Origin of the sequence: Stenotrophomonas sp. 2619 (assembly GCF_040548725.1) — a bacterium.
In the GTDB taxonomy this organism is placed as follows: domain Bacteria; phylum Pseudomonadota; class Gammaproteobacteria; order Xanthomonadales; family Xanthomonadaceae; genus Stenotrophomonas; species Stenotrophomonas maltophilia_AP.
In genome coordinates this window covers 19,683-39,359 of sequence record NZ_JBEPSF010000006.1, presented here as the reverse complement: position 1 = coordinate 39,359, position 19,677 = coordinate 19,683, and the positions used below count along the sequence as shown (strand labels likewise).

General features: G+C 69.1%; 17 protein-coding genes. 10 read left to right on the top strand and 7 right to left on the bottom strand.

Annotated features, from left to right (window positions below):
* Positions 1 to 449: 449 nt before the first annotated feature.
* A complete protein-coding gene (gene rsgA / locus ABIA71_RS07705; protein WP_128097010.1) occupies positions 450 to 1,547 on the bottom strand; it encodes a ribosome small subunit-dependent GTPase A in 1,098 nt (365 codons plus the stop codon).
* A gap of 142 nt (positions 1,548 to 1,689) precedes the next feature.
* On the opposite strand from rsgA, the gene ABIA71_RS07700 reads away from it, so the two are divergent.
* Genes ABIA71_RS07700 through ABIA71_RS07685 form a run of 4 tightly spaced genes read left to right on the top strand, consistent with a single transcriptional unit; the run spans position 1,690 to position 4,700 of the window.
* Entirely contained in the window at positions 1,690 to 2,964 is a 1,275-nt protein-coding gene (locus tag ABIA71_RS07700) for a pyridoxal phosphate-dependent aminotransferase (RefSeq protein WP_038686340.1), read from the top strand.
* A complete protein-coding gene (locus tag ABIA71_RS07695; protein ID WP_354284475.1) occupies positions 2,965 to 3,588 on the top strand; it encodes an SGNH/GDSL hydrolase family protein in 624 nt (207 codons plus the stop codon).
* 56 nt (positions 3,589 to 3,644) lie between these two features.
* Positions 3,645 to 4,286 (top strand): class I SAM-dependent methyltransferase, encoded by a 642-nt coding sequence (locus ABIA71_RS07690; RefSeq protein WP_354284473.1) that lies wholly within the window; start codon positions 3,645 to 3,647, stop codon positions 4,284 to 4,286.
* 60 nt (positions 4,287 to 4,346) lie between these two features.
* Positions 4,347 to 4,700, top strand: a complete 354-nt coding sequence (locus tag ABIA71_RS07685) for a hypothetical protein (protein WP_354284471.1) — start codon at positions 4,347 to 4,349, stop codon at positions 4,698 to 4,700.
* 18 nt (positions 4,701 to 4,718) lie between these two features.
* On the opposite strand, the gene ABIA71_RS07680 is transcribed toward ABIA71_RS07685, so the two are convergent.
* Positions 4,719 to 5,501 carry a polysaccharide deacetylase family protein gene (locus tag ABIA71_RS07680; protein ID WP_354284469.1) on the bottom strand — a complete coding sequence of 261 codons (783 nt, stop codon included), beginning with the start codon at positions 5,499 to 5,501 and terminating at the stop codon, positions 4,719 to 4,721.
* Between the two features lie 57 nt (positions 5,502 to 5,558).
* Here ABIA71_RS07680 and grxD point away from each other — a divergent pair, with 57 nt between their 5' ends.
* Positions 5,559 to 6,485: a Grx4 family monothiol glutaredoxin gene (grxD, locus tag ABIA71_RS07675; protein WP_354284467.1), complete on the top strand. Its 927-nt coding sequence runs from the start codon at positions 5,559 to 5,561 to the stop codon at positions 6,483 to 6,485.
* 556 nt (positions 6,486 to 7,041) lie between these two features.
* Here grxD and ABIA71_RS07670 read toward each other — a convergent pair.
* The 3 genes from ABIA71_RS07670 to ABIA71_RS07660 form a co-directional block, all read right to left on the bottom strand.
* Complete coding sequence (locus tag ABIA71_RS07670; protein WP_038686332.1) at positions 7,042 to 7,581, bottom strand: DUF924 family protein; 540 nt, start codon at positions 7,579 to 7,581, stop codon at positions 7,042 to 7,044.
* Positions 7,582 to 7,634: 53 nt separating this feature from the next.
* Positions 7,635 to 8,411 carry an AMP nucleosidase gene (locus tag ABIA71_RS07665; protein ID WP_038686330.1) on the bottom strand — a complete coding sequence of 259 codons (777 nt, stop codon included), beginning with the start codon at positions 8,409 to 8,411 and terminating at the stop codon, positions 7,635 to 7,637.
* 116 nt (positions 8,412 to 8,527) lie between these two features.
* Positions 8,528 to 11,908: an autotransporter domain-containing protein gene (locus ABIA71_RS07660; protein ID WP_354284465.1), complete on the bottom strand. Its 3,381-nt coding sequence runs from the start codon at positions 11,906 to 11,908 to the stop codon at positions 8,528 to 8,530.
* Positions 11,909 to 12,136: 228 nt separating this feature from the next.
* Between ABIA71_RS07660 and ABIA71_RS07655 the strand changes: the two genes are divergently transcribed.
* The 5 genes from ABIA71_RS07655 (at position 12,137) to ABIA71_RS07635 (ending at position 17,024) form a co-directional block, all read left to right on the top strand.
* Complete coding sequence (locus tag ABIA71_RS07655) at positions 12,137 to 13,546, top strand: amidohydrolase (protein ID WP_354284463.1); 1,410 nt, start codon at positions 12,137 to 12,139, stop codon at positions 13,544 to 13,546.
* Positions 13,543 to 14,829, top strand: a complete 1,287-nt coding sequence (locus ABIA71_RS07650; RefSeq protein WP_354284461.1) for an amidohydrolase family protein — start codon at positions 13,543 to 13,545, stop codon at positions 14,827 to 14,829. Before ABIA71_RS07655 ends, ABIA71_RS07650 begins: the two co-directional genes overlap by 4 nt.
* 54 nt (positions 14,830 to 14,883) lie before the next feature.
* On the top strand, positions 14,884 to 15,513 hold the full coding sequence (locus ABIA71_RS07645) for a 2-hydroxychromene-2-carboxylate isomerase (RefSeq protein ID WP_354284459.1): 630 nt from the start codon (positions 14,884 to 14,886) through the stop codon (positions 15,511 to 15,513).
* A 92-nt stretch (positions 15,514 to 15,605) separates the two neighbouring features.
* Positions 15,606 to 16,550 (top strand): DegV family protein, encoded by a 945-nt coding sequence (locus ABIA71_RS07640; RefSeq protein WP_354284457.1) that lies wholly within the window; start codon positions 15,606 to 15,608, stop codon positions 16,548 to 16,550.
* A 132-nt stretch (positions 16,551 to 16,682) separates the two neighbouring features.
* Positions 16,683 to 17,024: a hypothetical protein gene (locus ABIA71_RS07635; RefSeq protein WP_354284455.1), complete on the top strand. Its 342-nt coding sequence runs from the start codon at positions 16,683 to 16,685 to the stop codon at positions 17,022 to 17,024.
* Between the two features lie 162 nt (positions 17,025 to 17,186).
* Here ABIA71_RS07635 and ABIA71_RS07630 read toward each other — a convergent pair whose 3' ends face one another.
* Both ABIA71_RS07630 and ABIA71_RS07625 read right to left on the bottom strand, forming a co-directional pair.
* Positions 17,187 to 18,611, bottom strand: a complete 1,425-nt coding sequence (locus tag ABIA71_RS07630) for an efflux transporter outer membrane subunit (RefSeq protein WP_354284453.1) — start codon at positions 18,609 to 18,611, stop codon at positions 17,187 to 17,189.
* Positions 18,608 to 19,663 carry an HlyD family secretion protein gene (locus tag ABIA71_RS07625; RefSeq protein WP_354284451.1) on the bottom strand — a complete coding sequence of 352 codons (1,056 nt, stop codon included), beginning with the start codon at positions 19,661 to 19,663 and terminating at the stop codon, positions 18,608 to 18,610. Before ABIA71_RS07625 ends, ABIA71_RS07630 begins: the two co-directional genes overlap by 4 nt.
* Between the last annotated feature and the right edge of the window lie 14 nt (positions 19,664 to 19,677).

The following is a 19,677-nucleotide window of genomic DNA, read 5'->3' as shown; positions in this document are numbered from 1 at the left end:
CAGCCACCCATGGGGTGGCTCTACCCGCCCCCGCACCACGGCCGCCGTACAGCGCCCGATCGTGGCCGCCCCACCCCAGCGGCAGCCGCACGCAACCCAACCGCAAGGGTAGAGCCACCCCATGGGTGGCTGCACGAAATCCCAAACAAACCGGTAGAGCCACCCCATGGGTGGCTGCACAAAATCCCAGACAACCGGTAGAGCCACCCCATGGGTGGCTGCACAAAATCCCAGACAACCGGTAGAGCCACCCCATGGGTGGCTGCACAAAATCCCAAACAAACCGGTAGAGACACCCCATGGGTGGCTGCACGAAATCCCACACAAACCGGTAGAGCCACCCCATGGGTGGCTGCGCTTGATCGCAGGTGGCCGCACGCAACCCCGGATGGCTGCGCGGTGCCGGATCGCAGATCAGCCACCCATGGGGTGGCTCTACCCGGCGTGGGTTACCGGCGGCCGCCTTTTCCGCCAGGGCGCCACTGCGCGCCCTTGCCCACGTGCTTGCGCTCGATGGCCTGCTGCGCCTGGCGCACCGCCAGCTTGGCCGCTGCGGCCGCCACTTCTTCCTTCAGCTTGAAGTAGTTCAGCAGACGCTCTTCATCCAGCGTGCCATCGTCGATGGCCGCACGGATCGCACAGCCCGGCTCACGCTGGTGCGCGCAGTCGCGGAAACGGCACTGCGCCGACAGCGCTTCCACGTCGGAGAAACCGCCTTCGCTCAGCGCTTCCTCACCGGTCGGCTTCAGCTCGCGCATGCCAGGCGTGTCGATCAGGCAGGCGCCGGCCGGCAGCGGGATCAAGGCGCGGTGGGTGGTGGTATGGCGGCCGCGCGAGTCGTTCACGCGCACATCGGCGGTCTTCATGCGCTCCTCGCCGAGCAGGGTGTTGGTCAGCGTGGACTTGCCCGCGCCCGACGACCCCACCAGCACCACGGTGCGGCCCGCGCCCAGCCACGGCAGCAGCGCCGACGCGCTGGCCGGGTCGCGGCCGTTGATGGCCAGCAGCGGGATGTCCTGCGCGGCCAGCTCTTCCAGCACGTCCAGGGCATCCTGGCTGTACTCGGTCTGGTCGGCCTTGGTCAGCACCACCACCGGCTGCGCGCCGCCCCCGCCCACCAGCAACAGGTAGCGCTCGATCCGGCGCGGGTTGAAGTCCGCATCCAGCCCGCACACGATGAACACGGTATCGATGTTGGCCGCGATCACCTGCTGGTGGTAATGCTCGCCGGCCGCCCCGCGCTTGATCGCGGTGCGCCGCGGCAGCAACGCGATGATCTTGATGCCGTCCAGCAGCACCCAGTCGCCCACCGCCGCGCGTTCGTGGCTGGGGAACCGCGGCCGCTGCCATTCCGGCGGGGATTCGGTCTTGATCGCCGCGTCCGGCATGTCCGCCACGATGTAGCCGGTGCGGTGCTGCTCGATCACCCGGCCCGGACGGGCCTGCGGGTGTGCATCGAACAAGGCCTGCCAGCTGGGCAGCTCGGGGGCGCCTGCCCAGGGCCAGCCTATGGTCTGCAGGGCGCGGAAATCGATCGGTTCGCTCATCGCCCCATTCTACCCTTCCCCGCCGTCCCGGCCGGGTCCGGCAACTGCCCGCCAACAATGGGGTTTTGGCCCCGACGGGGCTTGCCCCGCAACGCACCAATTCCGCTACCATGCAGATTCCATGCCCTCCAACGGCCCAGTCATGTCCACGCCCCCGATCAAGCCGCTAGCCACCCGCGAGCGCCTGTCCGAAGTCCGCTACGAGATCCGGGGCGAACTGGCGCGGCGAGCGCGTGAGCTGGAGGCCCAGGGCCGCAAGCTGATCAAGCTGAACATCGGCAACCCGGGCAACTTCGGCTTCCGCGCACCGGAACACCTGCAGCGCGCCATCGCCGACGACATGGGCCGCACCGACCCGTATACCCACCAGCAGGGCCTGCCGGAGGCCCGCGAGGCCATCGCCGCCGCCTACGCCCGGCGTGGCGCGCCCGATGCGCACCCGGACCGGGTGTTTGTCGGCAACGGCGTCAGCGAGCTGATCGACCTGTCGCTGCGCGCCCTGCTCAACCCCGGCGATGAAGTGCTGGTGCCCTCGCCCGACTACCCGTTGTGGTCGGCGGCCACCATCCTCAACGACGGCCGCCCGGTGTATTACCGCTGCGCGCCGGAGAACGGCTTCCAGCCGGACCCGGTGGAAATCGAGACGCTGGTGTCCTCGCGCACCCGCGCCATCGTGCTGATCAACCCGAACAATCCCAGCGGCGCCAGCTACTCGCGCGACCTGCTGGAGCGCATCGTGGCGATCGCGGCGAAGCACAACCTGCTGCTGATGGTCGATGAGATCTACGACCAGATCCTGTACGACGACGCGCAGTTCCACCCGGTGGCCCCGCTGGCCGGCGAGCATCCGTGCATCACCTTCAGCGGGCTGAGCAAGGTGCACCGCGCCTGCGGCTGGCGGGTGGGCTGGGCGATGCTGTCCGGCGCGGCCGAACGGCTGGGCGAGTTCCGCGCGGCGATGGACCTGCTCAGCGCGCTGCGCCTGTGCGCCAACGTGCCGGGCCAGTACGCCATCGATGCGGCCGTCAACGGCCCGGACACCGTCTCGGCGCTGTGCGCGCCCGGTGGCCGGCTGTATGAAACCCGCCGTGCGGTGATCGAGGCCTGCAACGCCAGCGAGCACCTGTCGCTGGTGGCCCCGGCCGGCGCGCTGTACGCCTTCCCGGCCGTGGTCGGGCCGGCGGCCCGCAGCTTCGACGACCACGATTTCGCGCTGGAACTGATGAACGAAGAAGGCGTGCTGGTGGTCCCGGGCTCGAGCTTCAACGTGCCTTACCGCCACCACTTCCGGGTCACCCTGCTGCCCGAAGCGGAGGTGATGCGCGATGTCTTCGCCCGCATCGACCGCGCGTTGGCGCGGCGTGCCGAAGCGAACACCAAGGTGGTGCCGCTGAAGCCGCGCAGCGCGGTGGCCTGAGTGCCGCTGTCCTACCTGGCCCTGGGCGACTCCTACACCATCGGCGAAGGGGTCGACCCGGCCGCGCGCTGGCCGCAGCAGCTGGTTGCCGGCCTGCGCGACATCGGCGTGGCGGTGGACGACGCGCAGATCATCGCCACCACCGGCTGGACCACCGACGAACTGGAGGCCGGCATCGATGCCGCCGCGCCGCGGGGGCCCTTCGATCTGGTCAGCCTGCTGATCGGAGTGAACGACCAATACCGCGGCCGCAGCGTGGACGACTACCGCCCGCGCTTCACCGCCCTGCTGCAGCGTGCGCTCGGCTTTGCCGGCGACCGTGCGCAGCGCGTGCTGGTGCTGTCCATTCCCGATTGGGGCGTCACCCCGTATGCGCGCGAGCACAACCGCGACCGCGTGCAGGTCGGGCAGGAACTGGATGCCTACAACGCGGCCGCCGCCGCGATCTGCGCTGAGCACGGCGTGTCGTTCATCGACATCACCGACCTCAGCCGGGTCCCCGGCGCCGAAGCGGTGATGCTGGTCGACGATGGCCTGCATCCGTCGGCGGCGATGTACGCGCTGTGGACCGAACGCGCCTTCCAGGTGGCGCGCGTGCAGCTGGCCGACGAGGTGCCGCGCTGAGCACGGACGCCCTGCCACTGGCCAAGGAACAGGCCCGCCGCATCGCTGACGCCTTCATGCCGGTTCAGCGCTTCGGCAACCGACGCGATTACTACTACAGCCGCGGCAAGCTCGGCAGCGATCCGCTGTACCCGGGCGTGCTGGCCGCGCTGGCGCCCGCGCACGGCGCCCTGCTCGACATCGGCTGCGGCCTGGGCCTGCTGGCACACGTGCTGCGCCAGGCCGGGCACCGGCAGCCGTACCTGGGCGTGGACATCGATGCGGACAAGATTGCCCGTGCCCAGCGCGCGGGGACGCGCGCGGCGCTGGCCGACGCGCGCTTCGACTGCCTGGATGCCAGCGCCACGCTGCCCGCCCACCACGGCAGCGTGGCGCTGCTGGACGTGCTGCAGTACCTGCCCGCGCACGCCCAGACCGGGCTGCTGCAGGCGGCGGCCGCGCGTGTGGCACCGGGCGGGCGGCTGGTGATCCGCACCACCCTGGCCGACAACAGCGGCCGCGACCGCACCACCCGCATCACCGACATGCTGGCGCACCTGGTGGGGTGGATGGGCACGCGCCCGCGCCACTATCCCGATGCCGCCAGCGTGCGTGCGCCCCTGGAAGCGGCGGGCCTGCACCTGCAGATGCGCCCGCTGTACGGCAATACCCCGTTCAACAACTGGCTGGTCAGTGCCGAGCGACCCGCGCTTGCCTGAGGGTCGCGCACGGCGCGCCGTACGCGCATACTCGCGCCCCGATACCGGCATGGAGCCCGCATGACCCCGCCGTCGCCCCGACATTCCGCCCTGGGCATCGCCGCGCTGGTGATCAGCCTGTGCGGGCTGGTGATGTTCGCGATCAGCGCGCACTACTCGCATACCCCGGCCCATGCGAAGATGCAGACGCTGCCGGTGGTGCTGCTGGTGGTGCTGTGCGTCAGCATCGGCCTGGCCGTGCTGGCCACGGTGATGGGCATCGGCAGCCTGCTGCAGCACCGCCGCCGGCGGGTGACCGGGGTGCTGGCGCTGGGGCTGGCGGTCACCCTGCTGCTGGCCCAGGTGTCGCTGGCCAGCTGGATGCGCCAGCAATGGCAGCACGCGCACCCGGTGGCGGGCAGCACGCAGCCGTAACCCGGCGGCGCCTGTCGCCTACGCTGCGTCGGGCAGGACCGCACTCAGGCCACGGTCCTGCAGGGCCTGCAGCACCGCTTCAATGATCGCCAGGTTGTGCCCGTGGGCCGCGCCCTCATGCAGCAGCACGATGGCGCCCGGCCCCAGGTCGGCCACGATGCGCTCGACCACGGCCGCCGGCTCGCAATCGACCCCGTCGAACCCGCGCGCGCTCCAGCCCACCCGGGTGAGCTGCCACTGCGCCAGGGCCGGGGCCACGAACGGGTTGGTCATGCCCACCACCGAGCGGTACCAGCGCGGCGGCTGCCCGGCGATAGCGGTCAGTGCCTGCTGGCACCGGGCGATTTCGTCGGCCATCGCCGCCCGCCCGAGCCGCCAGAAGCGGGTCTGCGGGTGGCGGTGGCTGTGGTTGCCCAGCGTGTGGCCGCGGGCCAGCATCTGCCGCACCAGCTCGGGCTGGGCCAGGGCCCGCTCGCCGACCAGGAAGAAGGTGGCCTTGGCCTGGTAGCGGTCGAGGAGGTCCAGCACCGCCGGGGTTTCGGGCGAGGGGCCGTCGTCGATGGTCAGCCACACCCGCGGCGCGCTGCCCGGCAGGCGGCTGAGCACGGGGGCGTAGAAGCGGCTGTTGGGCAGGAACACGGGCACCATGAACAGCGCGTGCGAGGCCACCATCAGCGCCAGCCCGACGGGCCAGCCCAGGCCCACCCACGCCAGCACCACGAGCAGCTGTGACACCAGCAGCCAGGGCAGCCAGCGCCAGGGGCGCAGGGGAATGCGATGCAATGTTTCCGGTACGGTCATGCCCCATGATGCCATGCGGCGTAGAATGACCGGTTCCAAACGCCGGACCCGACCGTCATGTCCCTTGATCCCGCCCTGCGCTCGCGCATCGAATCCATCCTCACCGCCAACCGCGTCGTGCTGTTCATGAAGGGTCAGCCGAGCATGCCGCAGTGCGGTTTTTCGGCCAAGGCCGTGGGCGCGCTGCAGGACCTGGGCGTGGAGTTCGCCCACGTCAACGTGCTGGCCGACGCCGAGATCCGCGAAGGGATCAAGGCCTACGGCGACTGGCCGACCATTCCGCAGCTGTACATCGACAGCGAGCTGGTGGGCGGCAGCGACATCATTCTGCAGATGGCGAGCAGCGGTGAGCTGAGCAGCGTGCTGGGTCTGGCCGCACCGGACCGCACGGCACCGAACATCACGGTGACGCCGGCCGCGGTAGAGATGCTGCGCGGCGCGCTGGCCGATGCACCGGGTGCGTCGCTGCAGCTGGGCATCGATGCAAACTTCCAGCCAAACTTCCAGCTGGCCCCGCACGACGACAACGCGATCGCAGCCGAGTCCAACGGGCTGCGCGTGCAGTTCGATCTGGCCAGCGCGCGTCGCGCCGAGGGCATCACCATCGATTGGGTGGACGATATCCGCGGCAAGGGTCTGGCGATCGACAATCCGAACGCGCCGCGTGCGGTGAAGGATCTGGCGGTGCGCGATGCCGACGACCAGCTGCGCGCCGGCCGCCTGACGGTGGTGGACGTGCGCCCGGCCGACGAGCGCGCGATCGCGTCGATCAACGCGGCGTTCGAGACGTTCGACGGTGACAACCGCGCCCGTCTGGAAGCCCTGCCGAAGGACACCGCGCTGGGCTTCCTGTGCCACCACGGCGGCCGCAGCGCGCAGGCGGCCGAGCAGTTCCGCGCCCTGGGCTTCACCAACGTGCACAACATCACCGGCGGCATCGACGCCTGGTCGAACGACGTGGACAACAGCGTGCCGAAGTACTGATCGACACCCGTTCAGTGCTCAAGGAAAAACGCCGGCATTGCCGGCGTTTTTTTTGCTCTCTTAACAGCAAGGCAGCCTGGCTGCGACCCTCAGGGCTGGGTCGGGGGGTGTGGGTTTACGGGACACGCTGCAAGTACATCCCTGTAAGCTCCGTCGCCGCATCCATGCGGCTCAGGGTCCCGCAAACCCACACCCCCCGCCCCTCGACAGTTGGCTGGCAGCCATGGCAGAAAAGCACACAGCGCAAGCAGCACCCGCCGGCTGAAGGTGTCAGAGGTGCCAGAGGTGTCAGGGATCTAGAGGTGTTAGAGCTTTACCGCTCTTCCGTTGCGCACCCGCACACTGTCAATGGTGGGTACGGGTGGGTTGGCGGGACCGTTGGGCGCCATGGATGGCGCCCACGAGCCTCCAAGGATGGATTCACGGCGTGTCCCGCCAACCCACCCGTACCCGCCAAGCCAGCGACACGCGCACACCCGCTGCGGTTGCAGTTGCAGTTAGCTGTTGCAGTTGCTGTTGAAGTGGAAGTTGCTGTTGCTCCCGCTTTTTAAACGCGTCAGCCCGCAAACCCACCCTCGGCCAGGTAATCCAGCTCCTCCGGCGTCGGCATCCGACCCAGCACCGCGTTGCGGTGCGGGAAACGGCCGAAGCGGCGGATGATGTCGCGGTGCAGCTCGGCGAACTGCAGGTATTCCTTGTCGCCCAGCACATCGAACATCGCCACCGACCGCTCCTGGTCCTGCGGATCCTCGGAATGCTCGAACGGCAGATAGATGAAAGCGCGCAGCTTCGGCACCAGCTGCAGGTCCAGCCCCTCCTCCACCGCGCGCATCGCGTAGTGCCGGGCCAGACCGTCGGTCGCGTAGGAATGGGCCGTGTCGCGGAAACAGTTGCGCGGAAACTGGTCGAGCAGAATCATCAGCGCCAGCGCACCGTCGGCACTGCCCAGCCAATGTTCACGCCCACGCCGCGCCGCCGCGAAATGTTCCTCCAGGAACGCCTCGCGGAACCGCGCATCGAACGCGTCATCGCGCGTGAACCATTGTTGTGGACCGGCATCGCGCCAGAATTCCACCACTTGTACCGCCACGTCCATTCACTACCCCTGAGGGCGGCACGTCGCCAGGACGCCCGCCGGTTCCATTGCCATCACTCGTCAAAACGCAGGTGGCGGACCGACTTGCCGTTGCGCCGTATAAGCTTAAGCGCCTCGATACCGATCTGGATATGGTTTTCGACGAACTGCGAACTGACCTTGGCGTCCGACGCCTCGGTTTTCACCCCGTCCGGGATCATCGGCTGGTCGGACACCAGCAGCAGCGCCCCGATCGGGATGTGGTTGGCAAAGCCCGCCGCGAACAGCGTGGCCGTCTCCATGTCGATGGCCATGCAGCGCATCAGCCGCAGCTTCTCCTTGAACGCCTCATCGTGCTCCCAGACCCGGCGGTTGGTCGTATAGACCGTCCCCGTCCAGTAATCATGGCCCAGGTCGCGGATGGTCGTGGACACCGCCCGCTGCAGCGCAAAGGCCGGCAGCGCCGGCACTTCCGGCGGCAGATAGTCCCCCGAGGTGCCCTCGCCGCGGATCGCCGCGATCGGCAGGATCATGTCGCCCAGCTGGTTCTTGCGCTTCAGACCGCCACATTTGCCCAGGAACAGCACCGCCTTGGGCATCACCGCCGACAGCAGGTCCATCACGATGGCCGCGTTGGGGCTGCCCATCCCGAAGTTGATCAGGGTGATGTCATCGCTGGTGACGCTGGCCATCGGCCGGTCCATGCCCTGCACCGGCGCGCCGGTCAGGTGGGAAAAGGTGTGCAGGTAGCCTGCGAAGTTGGTCAGCAGAATGTGCTGGCCGAACTGGTCCAGCGGCACGCCGGTGTAGCGCGGCAGCCAGTTTTCGACGATTTCCTGTTTGTTCTTCATAGTGCGCGTGCGGTCCGGCAAGTGGTTCCAGTGTGCCTATTCTGCGGGTGCGCACCCAACAAGCAAGAAAAAGGCGGCCAGTGGCCGCCTTTTTCCGTGTTGCCGTTACCGCTAGATCAGAACTGCACGGACCAGCGCGCAGTGGCACCGTGGTCACGCGACTCGCTGCCGAACTGGCCGTTGTAGCCCAGCTCCAGCTGGCTGCGCGGGCTCAACCAGGCCGACAGGCCCAGCTCGGCCACCACCGCGTGGTCGGCGATGGCCGCGCCACTGACGGTGTAGCCGCTGCCACCGGCCAGGGCCAGGTTGGCCACCTGGCTGCGGTCACCCGATGCGCGGCGGTAACCCACCCCGCCCCGCACGTGCAGCCAGCTCTCCTGCTGCCACGCGGTCTTCAGGCCGCGGTCGAAGCGCACACCGGCGGTGCCGATGGTGGTGCGGGTATCGCCCACGTTGCCGTGCAGCGCAGCCGCGCCACCCTGCTCGTTGACGCCGTCCACGTCCACTTCCACGCGGGCCAGCTGCAGGTACGGCTCCAGGCCCGCTTCGGCGCCGCCGATGCGGTAGGCACCTTCGACGAACAGCTGGCGGGTCTTGGCGTCGTAACGCGCGGTCAGCGCGTCCTGGAAGCCGGCGAAGGCCAGTTCGCGGCGGCTGTCCACTTCATGGCGGGTGTAGCCCAGACCGGCGCGCAGGCCGAACCCACCCCACTGGTTGCCCACGTAGGCACCCAGGTGGGTGTTGTCGATTTCCGCGCGGGCGCGACGGCCCTGGGCCTGCTTGCTGTCGGTACGCCCGGTACCGATCAGGCCGCCCACCTGCCAGCCGCCGGCGAACTGGTGGTCGGCACCGACCAGCAGCCCACTGGTGTTGCTCTGCGTGCGCGCCGCGTTGGCGTCGCCGTCGAGCTTGCCGCTGCCGCCGATGGCCTGCACCCACGCACCGGTGACGGCGGCATCGCCTGCACCCGGTGCACGCGCGCCGACGCTGCGGCTGAGCGCGGCATCGCGCAGGTAGCGGCTGCTTTCCACCAGCGCCATCGGCGTGGCGGCATGCAGTTCACCGCTCAAGGCATCCAGTGCCGCGCCGACCTGGGCCGGGAACAGCTGGGTCAGCGGCTTGGGCAGGCCCTGGTTGATGCCCAGGCTGTCGGCACTGCTGGCCACGCCCAGCTGGTTGGCGGTTACCGCCGCGCTGGCCAGTGCGTTGCCGCGGGCCACGTTGATCTGCACGCCGTTGGCGCCGTAGCCCAGGTTGAACTTCAGGAACGGCGAGAACGAGGAGAAGTCCACGGTGGCAAAGGTGCCGTTGACCCCGCCGTCGGCCTGCAGGAAGTTGAACTGCTCGCCCAGGTAGTACGTGCCCACTTCCGGCAGCGCCTTCAGGGTGCCGTCCAGGCTGGCGGTGCCGGTCACGTGCAGCTGGTCGCTGCGGCTGCCCGGGGCCAGTTCGGCCAGGTAGGTGCCGCTGGCGGTCTGCACGTAGTCGCCGTCGATGGTCAGGGTGCCGATCGAGTTGCCCGGCGCGATGATGCCTTCCACGCGGGTGTCGCCGAGACGGCCGATACCCTGCAGCGCGCCCTTGGCACCGACCAGGGTGCTGCCACCGGTCTGCACGCCGTTGAACGAGACCACGCCGCCGCTGATGGTCAGGTCGGTGCTGTCGAGCACGCCGCTGGCGGTGACGCGGCTGGTGCCGGCGATGTTGTTGAAGCGCATGTCGCGCAGGGTGCCGTTGAGCAGGACCTGGCCGCCGCTGACATCCAGCGAGGCCGTCAGTGCATTGACGCCGTCCAGTTCCAGCACGCCCTCACGCACGATGGCGCCGTTGAAGGTGTTGTCACCGCTCAGGCGCAGCCAGCCGATGCCGGACTTGGTCAGCTTGCCCGGGCCACCGATGTCGTTGGTCCAGTCGTCCCATGCATCGCCTTCCCACACCTTCAGGCCACCGGCCTTCTGGTTCATTACCACGTCGGTGTCCACGCGCAGCTGGCCGTAGCCTTCGATGGCCTTGGCCAGGTTCATCAGGCCCCAGCCGTAGACATCGTCCACGCCCTTGGCACCGAGATCGGTGGCGGTGGTCAGCAGCACGTCGCGCACCTGCGCGTTGTCCAGGTACGGGAAGCGTTCGAACAACAGGCCGAGCGCGCCGGTGACGTGCGGGGCAGCCATCGAGGTGCCACTCAGATCCTCGTAACCATAGGTTGGCGTCTGGCCCAGAACATCGAGCGTGAGGTTGCCGTCCTCGTCATACAGGTCGGCGTCGATCTGGGAATCCGGGCCATACACGGTCGAGGTGATGGCCGAGCCGGGCGCGGCAAGGCACCAGTTGGCCGCCAGGCCGCAGCGCATGGAGCGATCGCTCAGCTCCAGCGCTTTGTTGACATTGACCACGGCCAGCCAATACGGCTCGATATCGGCGATGGCGCGCGGCAGCGACGCATACATGCCGGCGATCGGCGCTTCCTCCGGCGACGGGTTGTACGACGCGGTGTTGCCGGCTGCCCAGACCTGGATCAGGCCGCGGCTGCGCGAGCCCTCTGCCATGGCGGCCAACTGCCCGGCGAACACCGGGTGGGACTGGTAGTAGTCCAGCATTTCGGCACTGTCCGGCTCGGCCGACAGGCCCCAGCTGTGGTTGACGGCACGCGCGCCCTGCGCATTGAGCTGCGCGTAAAGCTGCGGGAAGATCGAATCATCCGCGCCCAGTGCCGCCACTGTCTGCGACGTGGGATACAGCAACTCGCCGATCTCGACGGCGGACAGGTAGCTCACGCTGTTGGAGAACAGACGCGCGACGCTCAGGTCCGCGCCGAAGGCCACGCCGTGGGTGCCATTGCCATCGCGATTGGCCGCAATGGTGCCTGACACATGCGTACCGTGGACCTGGTAGCTTGCGCCTTCGAAATAGCCATTGCGATTGAACAGGTCCGCGTACTCCGGATCCAGAATCTGGTAGTCGACCGCCACCTGATCACCATCGCTGCTGAAGCACCCGCCCGGGCCATCCACGATGGTGGTGTTGGTGCACAGGCTGCCGTCACCGAGCACATCGGCCAGATGGATGCTGCGATGGTCCTTGCCGGCGAATTCATCGTGTTCCAAGCCGGTACCACTGTCGAACACGCCCAGGCGGATGCCCTTGCCGGTCAGGCCGCGCGCATAGGCAGCGTCGGCATTGATGGCCTGCAGGCCCCAGTCGGCCTTGAACTCGTCGGTGCGCCAGCTTTCAGCATCGCCGGCGTTGCCCAGTACCGGGGTGCTGGCCTCGGCGGTCGAACGCACCGACGCGACGGCACGGGGGGGCACATCGACCCGGGCAGTGTCCAGGTGGTAGGCGGCGCGCTGGACCTGGCGCTGCTGCTGGTAGGCATCCAGTACATCGTTGGCCTGGGCGATGCCCGGCAGTGCGAGGGCGGCCAACAGAGTGCCGGTGATGGCCGACGCCAGCACGCTGCGCGCGGGCTGGCGGGACGAAGCGGAGTAACGCTGTTTCATTGAATTACCTTCCTTGAGTGATGCAAGTGCCGAAAAATTCGAGCAGATTCGCAAATGACGGGCACGCGGCCCGATCCCGAGCGTAACGCAAAATTCACGATTGGTTCACGGTTTTTAATGATGGCGTAACAATTCTTCATAGCCACCGACCGTGCAGTTCGTCACTTGGCAAACGCCCCCCTGCCCGGCTAGCGTCGGCGGCTGCGTCCATGTGAACCCGGGGAATTCATGCATAAGGTGTTGAGCGTCGGCATCGGCCTGGCGTTGTTTTCGATCGGCCTTGCGCCGGCGCCCGCCGCCTCGCGGTTCGTGCAGGACCCCTATCCCAGCACCTACGCCCCGATCGCCTCGGCGCCGGTGCTGATCCGCAATGCCACCGTACTGACCGGCACCGGCACGCGCCTGGACAACGCCGACGTGCTGCTGCAGGACGGCCGCATCCGCGCGGTCGGCAGCGCGCTGGATGCACCGGCCAACGCGGTGCGGATCGATGCGGCCGGCAAGTGGGTCACGCCCGGCATCATCGACGTGCATTCGCATCTGGGCGTGTACCCCAGCCCTGGCGTAAGCGCGCACAGCGATGGCAACGAGATGACCGCGCCGGTCACCGCCAACGTGTGGGCCGAACATTCGGTGTGGCCGCAGGACCCGGGCTTTGCCGCGGCGCTCGCCGGTGGCGTGACCGCGATGCAGGTGCTGCCCGGCTCGGCCAACCTGGTGGGCGGGCGCGGGGTGACGCTGAAGAACGTACCGGCCACCACCTACCAGGCCATGAAATTCCCGGGCGCGCCGTGGGGCCTGAAAATGGCCTGCGGCGAGAACCCCAAGCGCGTGTACGGCAGCGGCAAGGGCGTGGCCCCGGGCACGCGCATGGGCAACGTGGCAGGGTACCGCGCGGCCTTCATCGATGCCAGCGAGTACATCGCCAAGAACGCACCGAAGAAGCAACAGAAGAAGCGCTGGTTCAGCGGCAGCGACAAGGGCGACAGCGCCGGCGATACCGGCGGCAAGCGCGACCTCAAGCTGGATACGCTGGCCGGTGCGATCCAGGGCGACATCCGCGTGCACATCCACTGCTACCGCGCCGATGAAATGGCCACCATGCTCGACCTGTCCAGGGAATTCGGCTTCAAGATCGCCGCCTTTCACCACGCGGTGGAGGCTTACAAGCTGTCCGACCGGCTCGCCGCCGAAGGCGTGTGCGGCGCGCTGTGGGCCGACTGGTGGGGCTTCAAGATGGAAGCGTTCGACGGCATCCAGGACAACATCGCGCTGGTGGACCGGCCAGCCAACAGCTGCGCGATCGTGCACTCCGATTCCCCCGAGGGCATCCAGCGGCTCAACCAGGAAGCGGCCAAGGTGATCGCCAACGCGCGCCGGGCCGGGATCGAGATCGCCCCGGAGCGCGCGATGATGTGGCTGAGCTACAACGCGGCGCGCTCGCTGGGCGTGGAGAAACAGACCGGCAGCCTGGAGGTGGGCAAGATGGGCGATGTGGTGGTGTGGAACGGCAGCCCCTTCAGCTCCTACGCGCAGGCCGAACAGGTCTTCATCGACGGGCACCAGGTGTACGACCGTCGCGATGCGCGGCGGCAGCCGCTGTCGGACTTCATGCTCGGCCAGGAGGCACGTCCATGAGCCGGGGTCTGCGCCTTTCCGCGCGTCGCCGGGCATGGCTGGGCACCACCGCGCTATTGATGCTGGCCGCGCTGCCCGTGCAAGCCCAGGACCTGCTGGTGCGCAACGCCACCGTGCATACCGCCAGCGCGCGCGGCAGCCTGGAACACGCCGACGTGCTGGTCCAGGGCGGCATCATCCGCGCGGTGGGGACCGGCCTGGTCGCACCGGCCGGCGTGGCCGTGGTCGAGGCGGCGGGCAAGCCGCTGACCCCGGCGTTGTTCGGCGGCATCACCGACATCGGCATCGAAGAGGTGTCCGGCGAGTCGGCCACGGTGGACAGCACGCTGAAGCTGGAGGACCAGCCGCTGCGGCCGGAGTTCGACGTCAGCCTGGCCTTCAACCCGGCCTCGGTGTTGATTCCGGTGGCACGGCTGGACGGCATCGGCTTCACCGCGCTGGGGGCCAACAGCGGCGGCGGCTTCATTGCCGGCCAGGGCGGGGTGATGCGGCTGGACGGCAGCGCCGACCCGATCGGGCCGCTGGCGCTGTATATCCGGCTGGGCGCGGCGGGTGCGGAACTGACCGGCAACTCGCGCGCGGCGCAGTGGATGCTGCTGGAGCAGATGGTCAGCGAAGCGCGCGGGCGCGTGCCCGCCGATTCCCCGCATGCCCTGCTCACCCCCGCCGGGCGCGCCACGCTGGCACGCTACCTGGCCGGGCAAGGCCGGCTGGTGGTGCAGGTGGACCGCGCCGCCGACATCCGCCAGCTGCTGCGCTGGGCCGCCCGCGAGAAGGTGAAGATCGCCATCGCCGGCGGGGCCGAGGCGTGGCGCCTGGCCCCGCAGCTGGCGCAGGCCAACGTGCCGGTGTTTGTCGATGCGCTGGGCAACCTGCCCAGTACCTTCGACCAGCTGGGCGCCAGCCTGGAAAACGCGGCGCGGCTGAAGGCCGCCGGCGTGCAGGTCAGCTTCGCCCAGCGCGACGATGCCTCGCACAACGCACGCAAGATGCGCCAGCTGGCCGGCAATGCCGTGGCCAATGGCCTGCCGTGGCAGGACGGCCTGGCCGGATTGACCCGGGTGCCGGCGCAGGTGCTGGGCGTGGGCGACCGCATCGGCAGCATCGAGGTCGGCAAGCTGGCCGACCTGGTGCTGTGGGAAGGCGACCCCCTCGACGTGGGCCACTATGCCGAGCAGGTCTGGCTGGGCGGCCGCGCGATGCCGATGCGCTCGCGGCAGACCGAACTGCGCGACCGCTACATGACGCCAGCGTCGGCCGAACCGCGCGCATACTCACGCTGAGCCCCATCCTGCGGCGGGCATGACGCCCGCCGCATCATCCGCCCGGGAGTGCCCATGGCGCTGCGCTGGTATTTCGATTTCGTCTCGCCCTTCGCCTACCTGCACTGGCAGCAGCTCAAGGCCCTGCCACAGTTCGAGCGGATCACCCCGGTGCCGATCGCGCTGGGCGCGGTGCTGCACCACCTGGGCAACCTGGGCCCGGCCGAGATTCCGGCCAAGCGCCGCTTCACTTATCGCCAGGTGCTGTGGCAGGCCCAGCAGCAGGGCGTGCCGCTGCGCTTCCCGCCCGGGCACCCGTTCAACCCGCTGGCCGCGCTGCGGCTGTGCCTGGCCGCTGGCGCCACCGCGGCGTCGGTGGACATCCTGTTCAACTGGATCTGGCGCGACGGCCACGCCGCCGACAGTGCCGCCACCCTCGCCCTGCCCGGGGCGATGCTGGACGTGGCCAATGTGGCCGACGCGATCAGTGCCGCCGACGTCAAGGAGCAGCTGCGGCGCAACACCGATGCGGCCATCGCCGCCGGGGTATTCGGGGTCCCTACCCTGTCCATCGACGGCGAGCTGTATTGGGGCAACGACGCCCACGCGCTGATGCAGGCGGTCCTGGCCAATCCCGGCACGGTCCGGGGCGGCGAATGGGACCGGGTGGATACCCTGCCGGTGGCGGTCCAGCGCAGCCGTTGACCCCACGCCGGGTCCCCGGTCAGGCAGCGGCGGCGGTTTTGGGATAGCTTTCACAGTTCCGAACCTACAACCTGCCCGGAGGGGGGCCCAGGATGCGCATCGGAATCGTCGTCGACTCTGCCTGCGATCTGCCGCAGGACTTCATTGAACAACACAACATCGTGCTGCTGCCGATCACGGTGCGCATCGGCGAGGCCGTGCTTGCCGACCACCGCGACGAGCAGGCCACGCTCAGCTTCCTGCACGCCCACGTGGCCGAACACGGCGCCGAAGCGGAGACCATTCCGTTCAGCGTCACCCAGATCCGCGACCTGTTCCTGGGCAAGCTGGTGATCGATTACGACCATGTGTTCTGCATGACGATCACCAAGACCCGCAGCCCCATCCACGACAACGCGATGCAGGCGAGCTTCGCGATCCTCAACGACTACAAGCCGGTGCGCCAGGCGGCAGGCTTCAACTCGCCGTTCGCGCTGCGGGTGCTGGATACCCAGAACCTGTTCGCCGCCCAGGGCGTGACCGCGGTGGAAGCGGTGCGCCTGCGCGAGAGCGGGGCCAGCGTGCAGCAGATCCGCGAGCGGCTGGAAATGCTGGCGCAGAACGTGCACGGCTACATGGTCACCCGCGACCTGTATTACATGCGCGCCCGCGCACGCCACAAGGGGGACCGCAGCGTGGGCCTGCTCAGCGCGGCGCTGGGCAGCGCACTGGACATCAAGCCGGTGCTGCACGGGTACCGCGGGCAGACCGGGCCGGTGGCCAAGATCAAGGGCTTCGACAACGCGGTGCAGAAGCTGTTCGACTTCGTCGGCCAGCGGGTCAAGGCGGGGCTGATGACCCCTACCGTATGCGTCAGTTATGGCGGCGAGCTGGCCGACCTGCAGGCGCTGCCCGGTTATGCCACCCTGCGCCAGACCTGCGAGGCGCACGGTGTGCAGGTGTTCGAAGCGGTGATGAGCCTGACCGGCATGGTCAACGTGGGCAAGGGCGCACTCACGGTGGGGTTTGCCGACGGGCCGCACACCTTCAGCGCGTAGTGCCGGGCTCTGCCCGGCACTAATCGTCAGGCTCTGCCCGGCAGCAGCCGCCGCACTCTGCCCGGCAACACCCGCCGCGATCTGCACGCCAAATCCACCGCGTTTCTGCCAGCCTTGCAGCCTTCAACGGAGATGACCATGTCGCAGTACCACATCAGCCTGCCGGACCCTTCCAAGGCCCGCGGCAACGATCCAGACCTGTCCTTCCACTCGCAGAGCGCCGCCGGCTTCGCCGAGGAGCTGCAGGACGCCCTGCGCAGCACCGCCCTGTTCGAGAAGTGGCGCGCCAAGCAGCCCGACCCGGATGCGGTCGAGTCGCAGTGGGGCGCCACCGACCCGGACGCCACCGTGACCGGCGCGCAGGACGACCTGCGCATCAACCTGGTGGCCACCACCCGCATCGACAGCGATGTGTTCAAGCAGCGCCTGCGCATGCTGGCCGGGCACCACTGGGAACTGCGCGACGTGCGTTGAGGGAGGGTTGCCGGCCAGCGGCCGGCACTACCGTGTGTTGCGACGTTGCGCGTTGCCGGCCAGCGGCCGGCACTACCGTGTGTTGCGACGTTGCGGGTTGCCGGCCAGCGGCCGGCACTACCTTGTGTTGCGACGTTGCGGGTTGCCGGCCAGCGGCCGGCACTACCGTGTGTCGCGCCAGCCGCCGCCCAGCGCGCGGTACAGTTCCACCCGGGCGATGGCGGCCGTAGCTTGGCTGTTGGCCAGCGCCGCCTGGTTGTCCAGCGCGATGCGCTGGGTGGTAAGCACGTCCAGCATGTCCACCACGCCCGCCTGGTATTGGCGCCGCGCCGCGTCCAGTGCGCGTTCGCTCTGGTCCACCGCAACCTGCAGCGCGGCCCCGCGCTGCTGCTCGGCGGCGTAGCCATCGATCGCATCGTCCACTTCGTGCCAGGCCTGCAGCACGGTGCGCTGGAACTGCAGCGCCGCCTGTTGCTGCTGCAGCCGGCTCAGCGCGAGGTTGGCCTTGAGCCGGCCGCCCTGGAAGATCGGCAGGCTGATCGACGGCCCGATGCTGAAGCGATGCGCGTTCCAGCCATCCAGTTCATCCAGTTGCTGCGCCTGGTAGCCGATGTCGCCGTTGAGGGTGATCCGTGGCAGGAAGCTGGCCTTGGCCACGCCGATCGAGGCGGTGGCCGCATGCAGGGCCGCTTCGGCGCGCCGGATGTCCGGGCGGCGCTCGGCCAGTTCGCTGGGCAGTCCGGTGGCCATGGTGGGCAATGCCGGCCAGTCGCGGCGGATGTCGGCCAAGCGCGCATCCAGCGCCTGCGGAGGTTGGGCCAGCAGCATCGCCAAGGCATTGCGTAGCTGCGCATCACGGTGCCGCAGCGGTGCCAGGCGCGCCTCCAGCGCTGCCACCTGGGCGGCGGCACTGGCCACCTGCAGGGTGCTGGCCACGCCCTGCGTTTGGCGCACGCGGGTCAATCGCGCGATGTCGCGTGCAATGCGCAGGTTGTCCTCGGTAATGGCCAGCAGCTGGCGGGTCGCACGCAGCTGCAGGTAGTCACGCGCGGTTTCGGCCAGCACGGCGGTCTGCACCGCATGGGCGTCCTCATCGGCGATCTGGATGCGCGCGTCGGCTGCCTCCACCTGGCGCCGCACGCGGCCCCACAGGTCCAGCTCCCAGCTCATGCCGATACCGGCCTGGAACAGGCCGTAATCCTCCCGCCCGCCGTTGCCGGACGGATCGTTGAGGCCCACTTCGCTGTTGCGTGCGCGCACGCCGCTGGCGCTGGCACTCACCGCGGGCGCGCGGTCGGCGGCGATGACGCCGCGCGCGGCACGGCTCTGCTGCACGCGGTTGGCGGCCAGCTGGATGTCCAGGTTAGCCTGCAGCGCCTGCGCGGCCAACGCGGCCAGGGTGGGATCCTCGAAGCCGGCCCACCACTGTGCATCGCTGGCCAGGGCGTCCGCGCTGACCGCAGCGCCCTGCCAGCCGGCGGGTAGCTGCGCGGTCGGGCGCACAAAGTCGGGGCCCAGCGTGCAGGCCGTCAACGCCGCACACAGCGCGCCCAGCGAAAGCGCGCGCCACGCTGCCTTGCCGGTCATGCGCCCTCTCCTTCCAGGCCGCGATGGCCGCTGTCCAGGTCGACGCTGGCCTCCACCGACATGCCCGCGCGCAGCTGGCCGAGCAACGGCTGGTCCTTGTCGAGCACGATCTTCACCGGCACCCGCTGCACCACCTTGGTGAAGTTGCCGGTGGCGTTTTCCGGGGCCACCGCCGCGAAGGTCACGCCCGTGGCCGGGGCGATGCTGTCGATGTGGCCGCGCAACGGCTGGCCGGGGAACATGTCCACCTGCAGGTCCACCACCTGCCCGGCGTGCATGCGGGTGAGCTGGGTTTCCTGGAAGTTGGCCACCACGAACGCCTGTTGCAGCGGCACCACCGCCAGCACCGCCGTGCCCGGGGTGAGGTAGGCGCCCACGCGGATCGCGCGACGGCCGACCACGCCGTCGATCGGCGCGCGCAGTTCGGTGTGCGACAGGTCCAGTTCGGCCCGCGCCTGCGCCGCTTCGGCGCGTTGCACCGCCGCCTGCGCGGCCTGCACGCCAGCAGTGAGAATGCCGGTGCGCTGGCGTGCGGTCAGCAGCGCCGCCCGCCCCTGGTGCAGGTGCGCGCTGGCCACGGCCTGGCGCGACTGTGCCTGCTGCGCGTTCTGCACGGTACCGGCGCCGTCGCGGGCCAACGCGCCGTACCGCTGCTGGTCGGCCTGGGCCAGGGTCAGTTCGGACTGGCTCACATCCAGCGTGGCGCGCGCCTGGTCGATCAGCGAATCCTGCTGGGCCAGCGCGGCCTGTGCATTGGCCAGCTGCGCACGGGCATTGGCCAGGTCGGCACGCGCGGCGGTCAGGGCCACCTGGTAGTCGCGGTCATCGATGCGGGCCAGCACGTCGCCGGCCTTGACCGGCTGGTTGTCGGCCACGCGCACCTCGCTGACGAAGCCGGCCACCTTGGGCGCCACCACGGTGAAATCAGCGGTGACGTACGCATTGTTGGTGCGCTGGTGGCGGCCGTCGCGCAGCAGCAGCCAGCCGCCGACGGCAAGCACCAGCACGCCTGCGGCGATGACGAGGGGAACATGATTTCGGGTGTCTGTCATGGGGAAGGTCCTGG

Bases quoted from the DNA above. Each gene is read 5' to 3' on its own strand.
- rsgA (WP_128097010.1), bottom strand. From the start codon at position 1,547: ATGAGCGAACCGATCGATTTCCGCGCCCTGCAGACCATAGGCTGGCCC.
- ABIA71_RS07700 (WP_038686340.1), top strand. From the start codon at position 1,690: ATGTCCACGCCCCCGATCAAGCCGCTAGCCACCCGCGAGCGCCTGTCC.
- ABIA71_RS07690 (WP_354284473.1), top strand. From the start codon at position 3,645: ATGCCGGTTCAGCGCTTCGGCAACCGACGCGATTACTACTACAGCCGC.
- ABIA71_RS07685 (WP_354284471.1), top strand. From the start codon at position 4,347: ATGACCCCGCCGTCGCCCCGACATTCCGCCCTGGGCATCGCCGCGCTG.
- ABIA71_RS07680 (WP_354284469.1), bottom strand. From the start codon at position 5,501: ATGACCGTACCGGAAACATTGCATCGCATTCCCCTGCGCCCCTGGCGC.
- grxD (WP_354284467.1), top strand. From the start codon at position 5,559: ATGTCCCTTGATCCCGCCCTGCGCTCGCGCATCGAATCCATCCTCACC.
- ABIA71_RS07670 (WP_038686332.1), bottom strand. From the start codon at position 7,581: ATGGACGTGGCGGTACAAGTGGTGGAATTCTGGCGCGATGCCGGTCCA.
- ABIA71_RS07665 (WP_038686330.1), bottom strand. From the start codon at position 8,411: ATGAAGAACAAACAGGAAATCGTCGAAAACTGGCTGCCGCGCTACACC.
- ABIA71_RS07660 (WP_354284465.1), bottom strand. From the start codon at position 11,908: ATGAAACAGCGTTACTCCGCTTCGTCCCGCCAGCCCGCGCGCAGCGTG.
- ABIA71_RS07655 (WP_354284463.1), top strand. From the start codon at position 12,137: ATGCATAAGGTGTTGAGCGTCGGCATCGGCCTGGCGTTGTTTTCGATC.
- ABIA71_RS07650 (WP_354284461.1), top strand. From the start codon at position 13,543: ATGAGCCGGGGTCTGCGCCTTTCCGCGCGTCGCCGGGCATGGCTGGGC.
- ABIA71_RS07645 (WP_354284459.1), top strand. From the start codon at position 14,884: ATGGCGCTGCGCTGGTATTTCGATTTCGTCTCGCCCTTCGCCTACCTG.
- ABIA71_RS07640 (WP_354284457.1), top strand. From the start codon at position 15,606: ATGCGCATCGGAATCGTCGTCGACTCTGCCTGCGATCTGCCGCAGGAC.
- ABIA71_RS07635 (WP_354284455.1), top strand. From the start codon at position 16,683: ATGACCATGTCGCAGTACCACATCAGCCTGCCGGACCCTTCCAAGGCC.
- ABIA71_RS07630 (WP_354284453.1), bottom strand. From the start codon at position 18,611: ATGACCGGCAAGGCAGCGTGGCGCGCGCTTTCGCTGGGCGCGCTGTGT.
- ABIA71_RS07625 (WP_354284451.1), bottom strand. From the start codon at position 19,663: ATGACAGACACCCGAAATCATGTTCCCCTCGTCATCGCCGCAGGCGTG.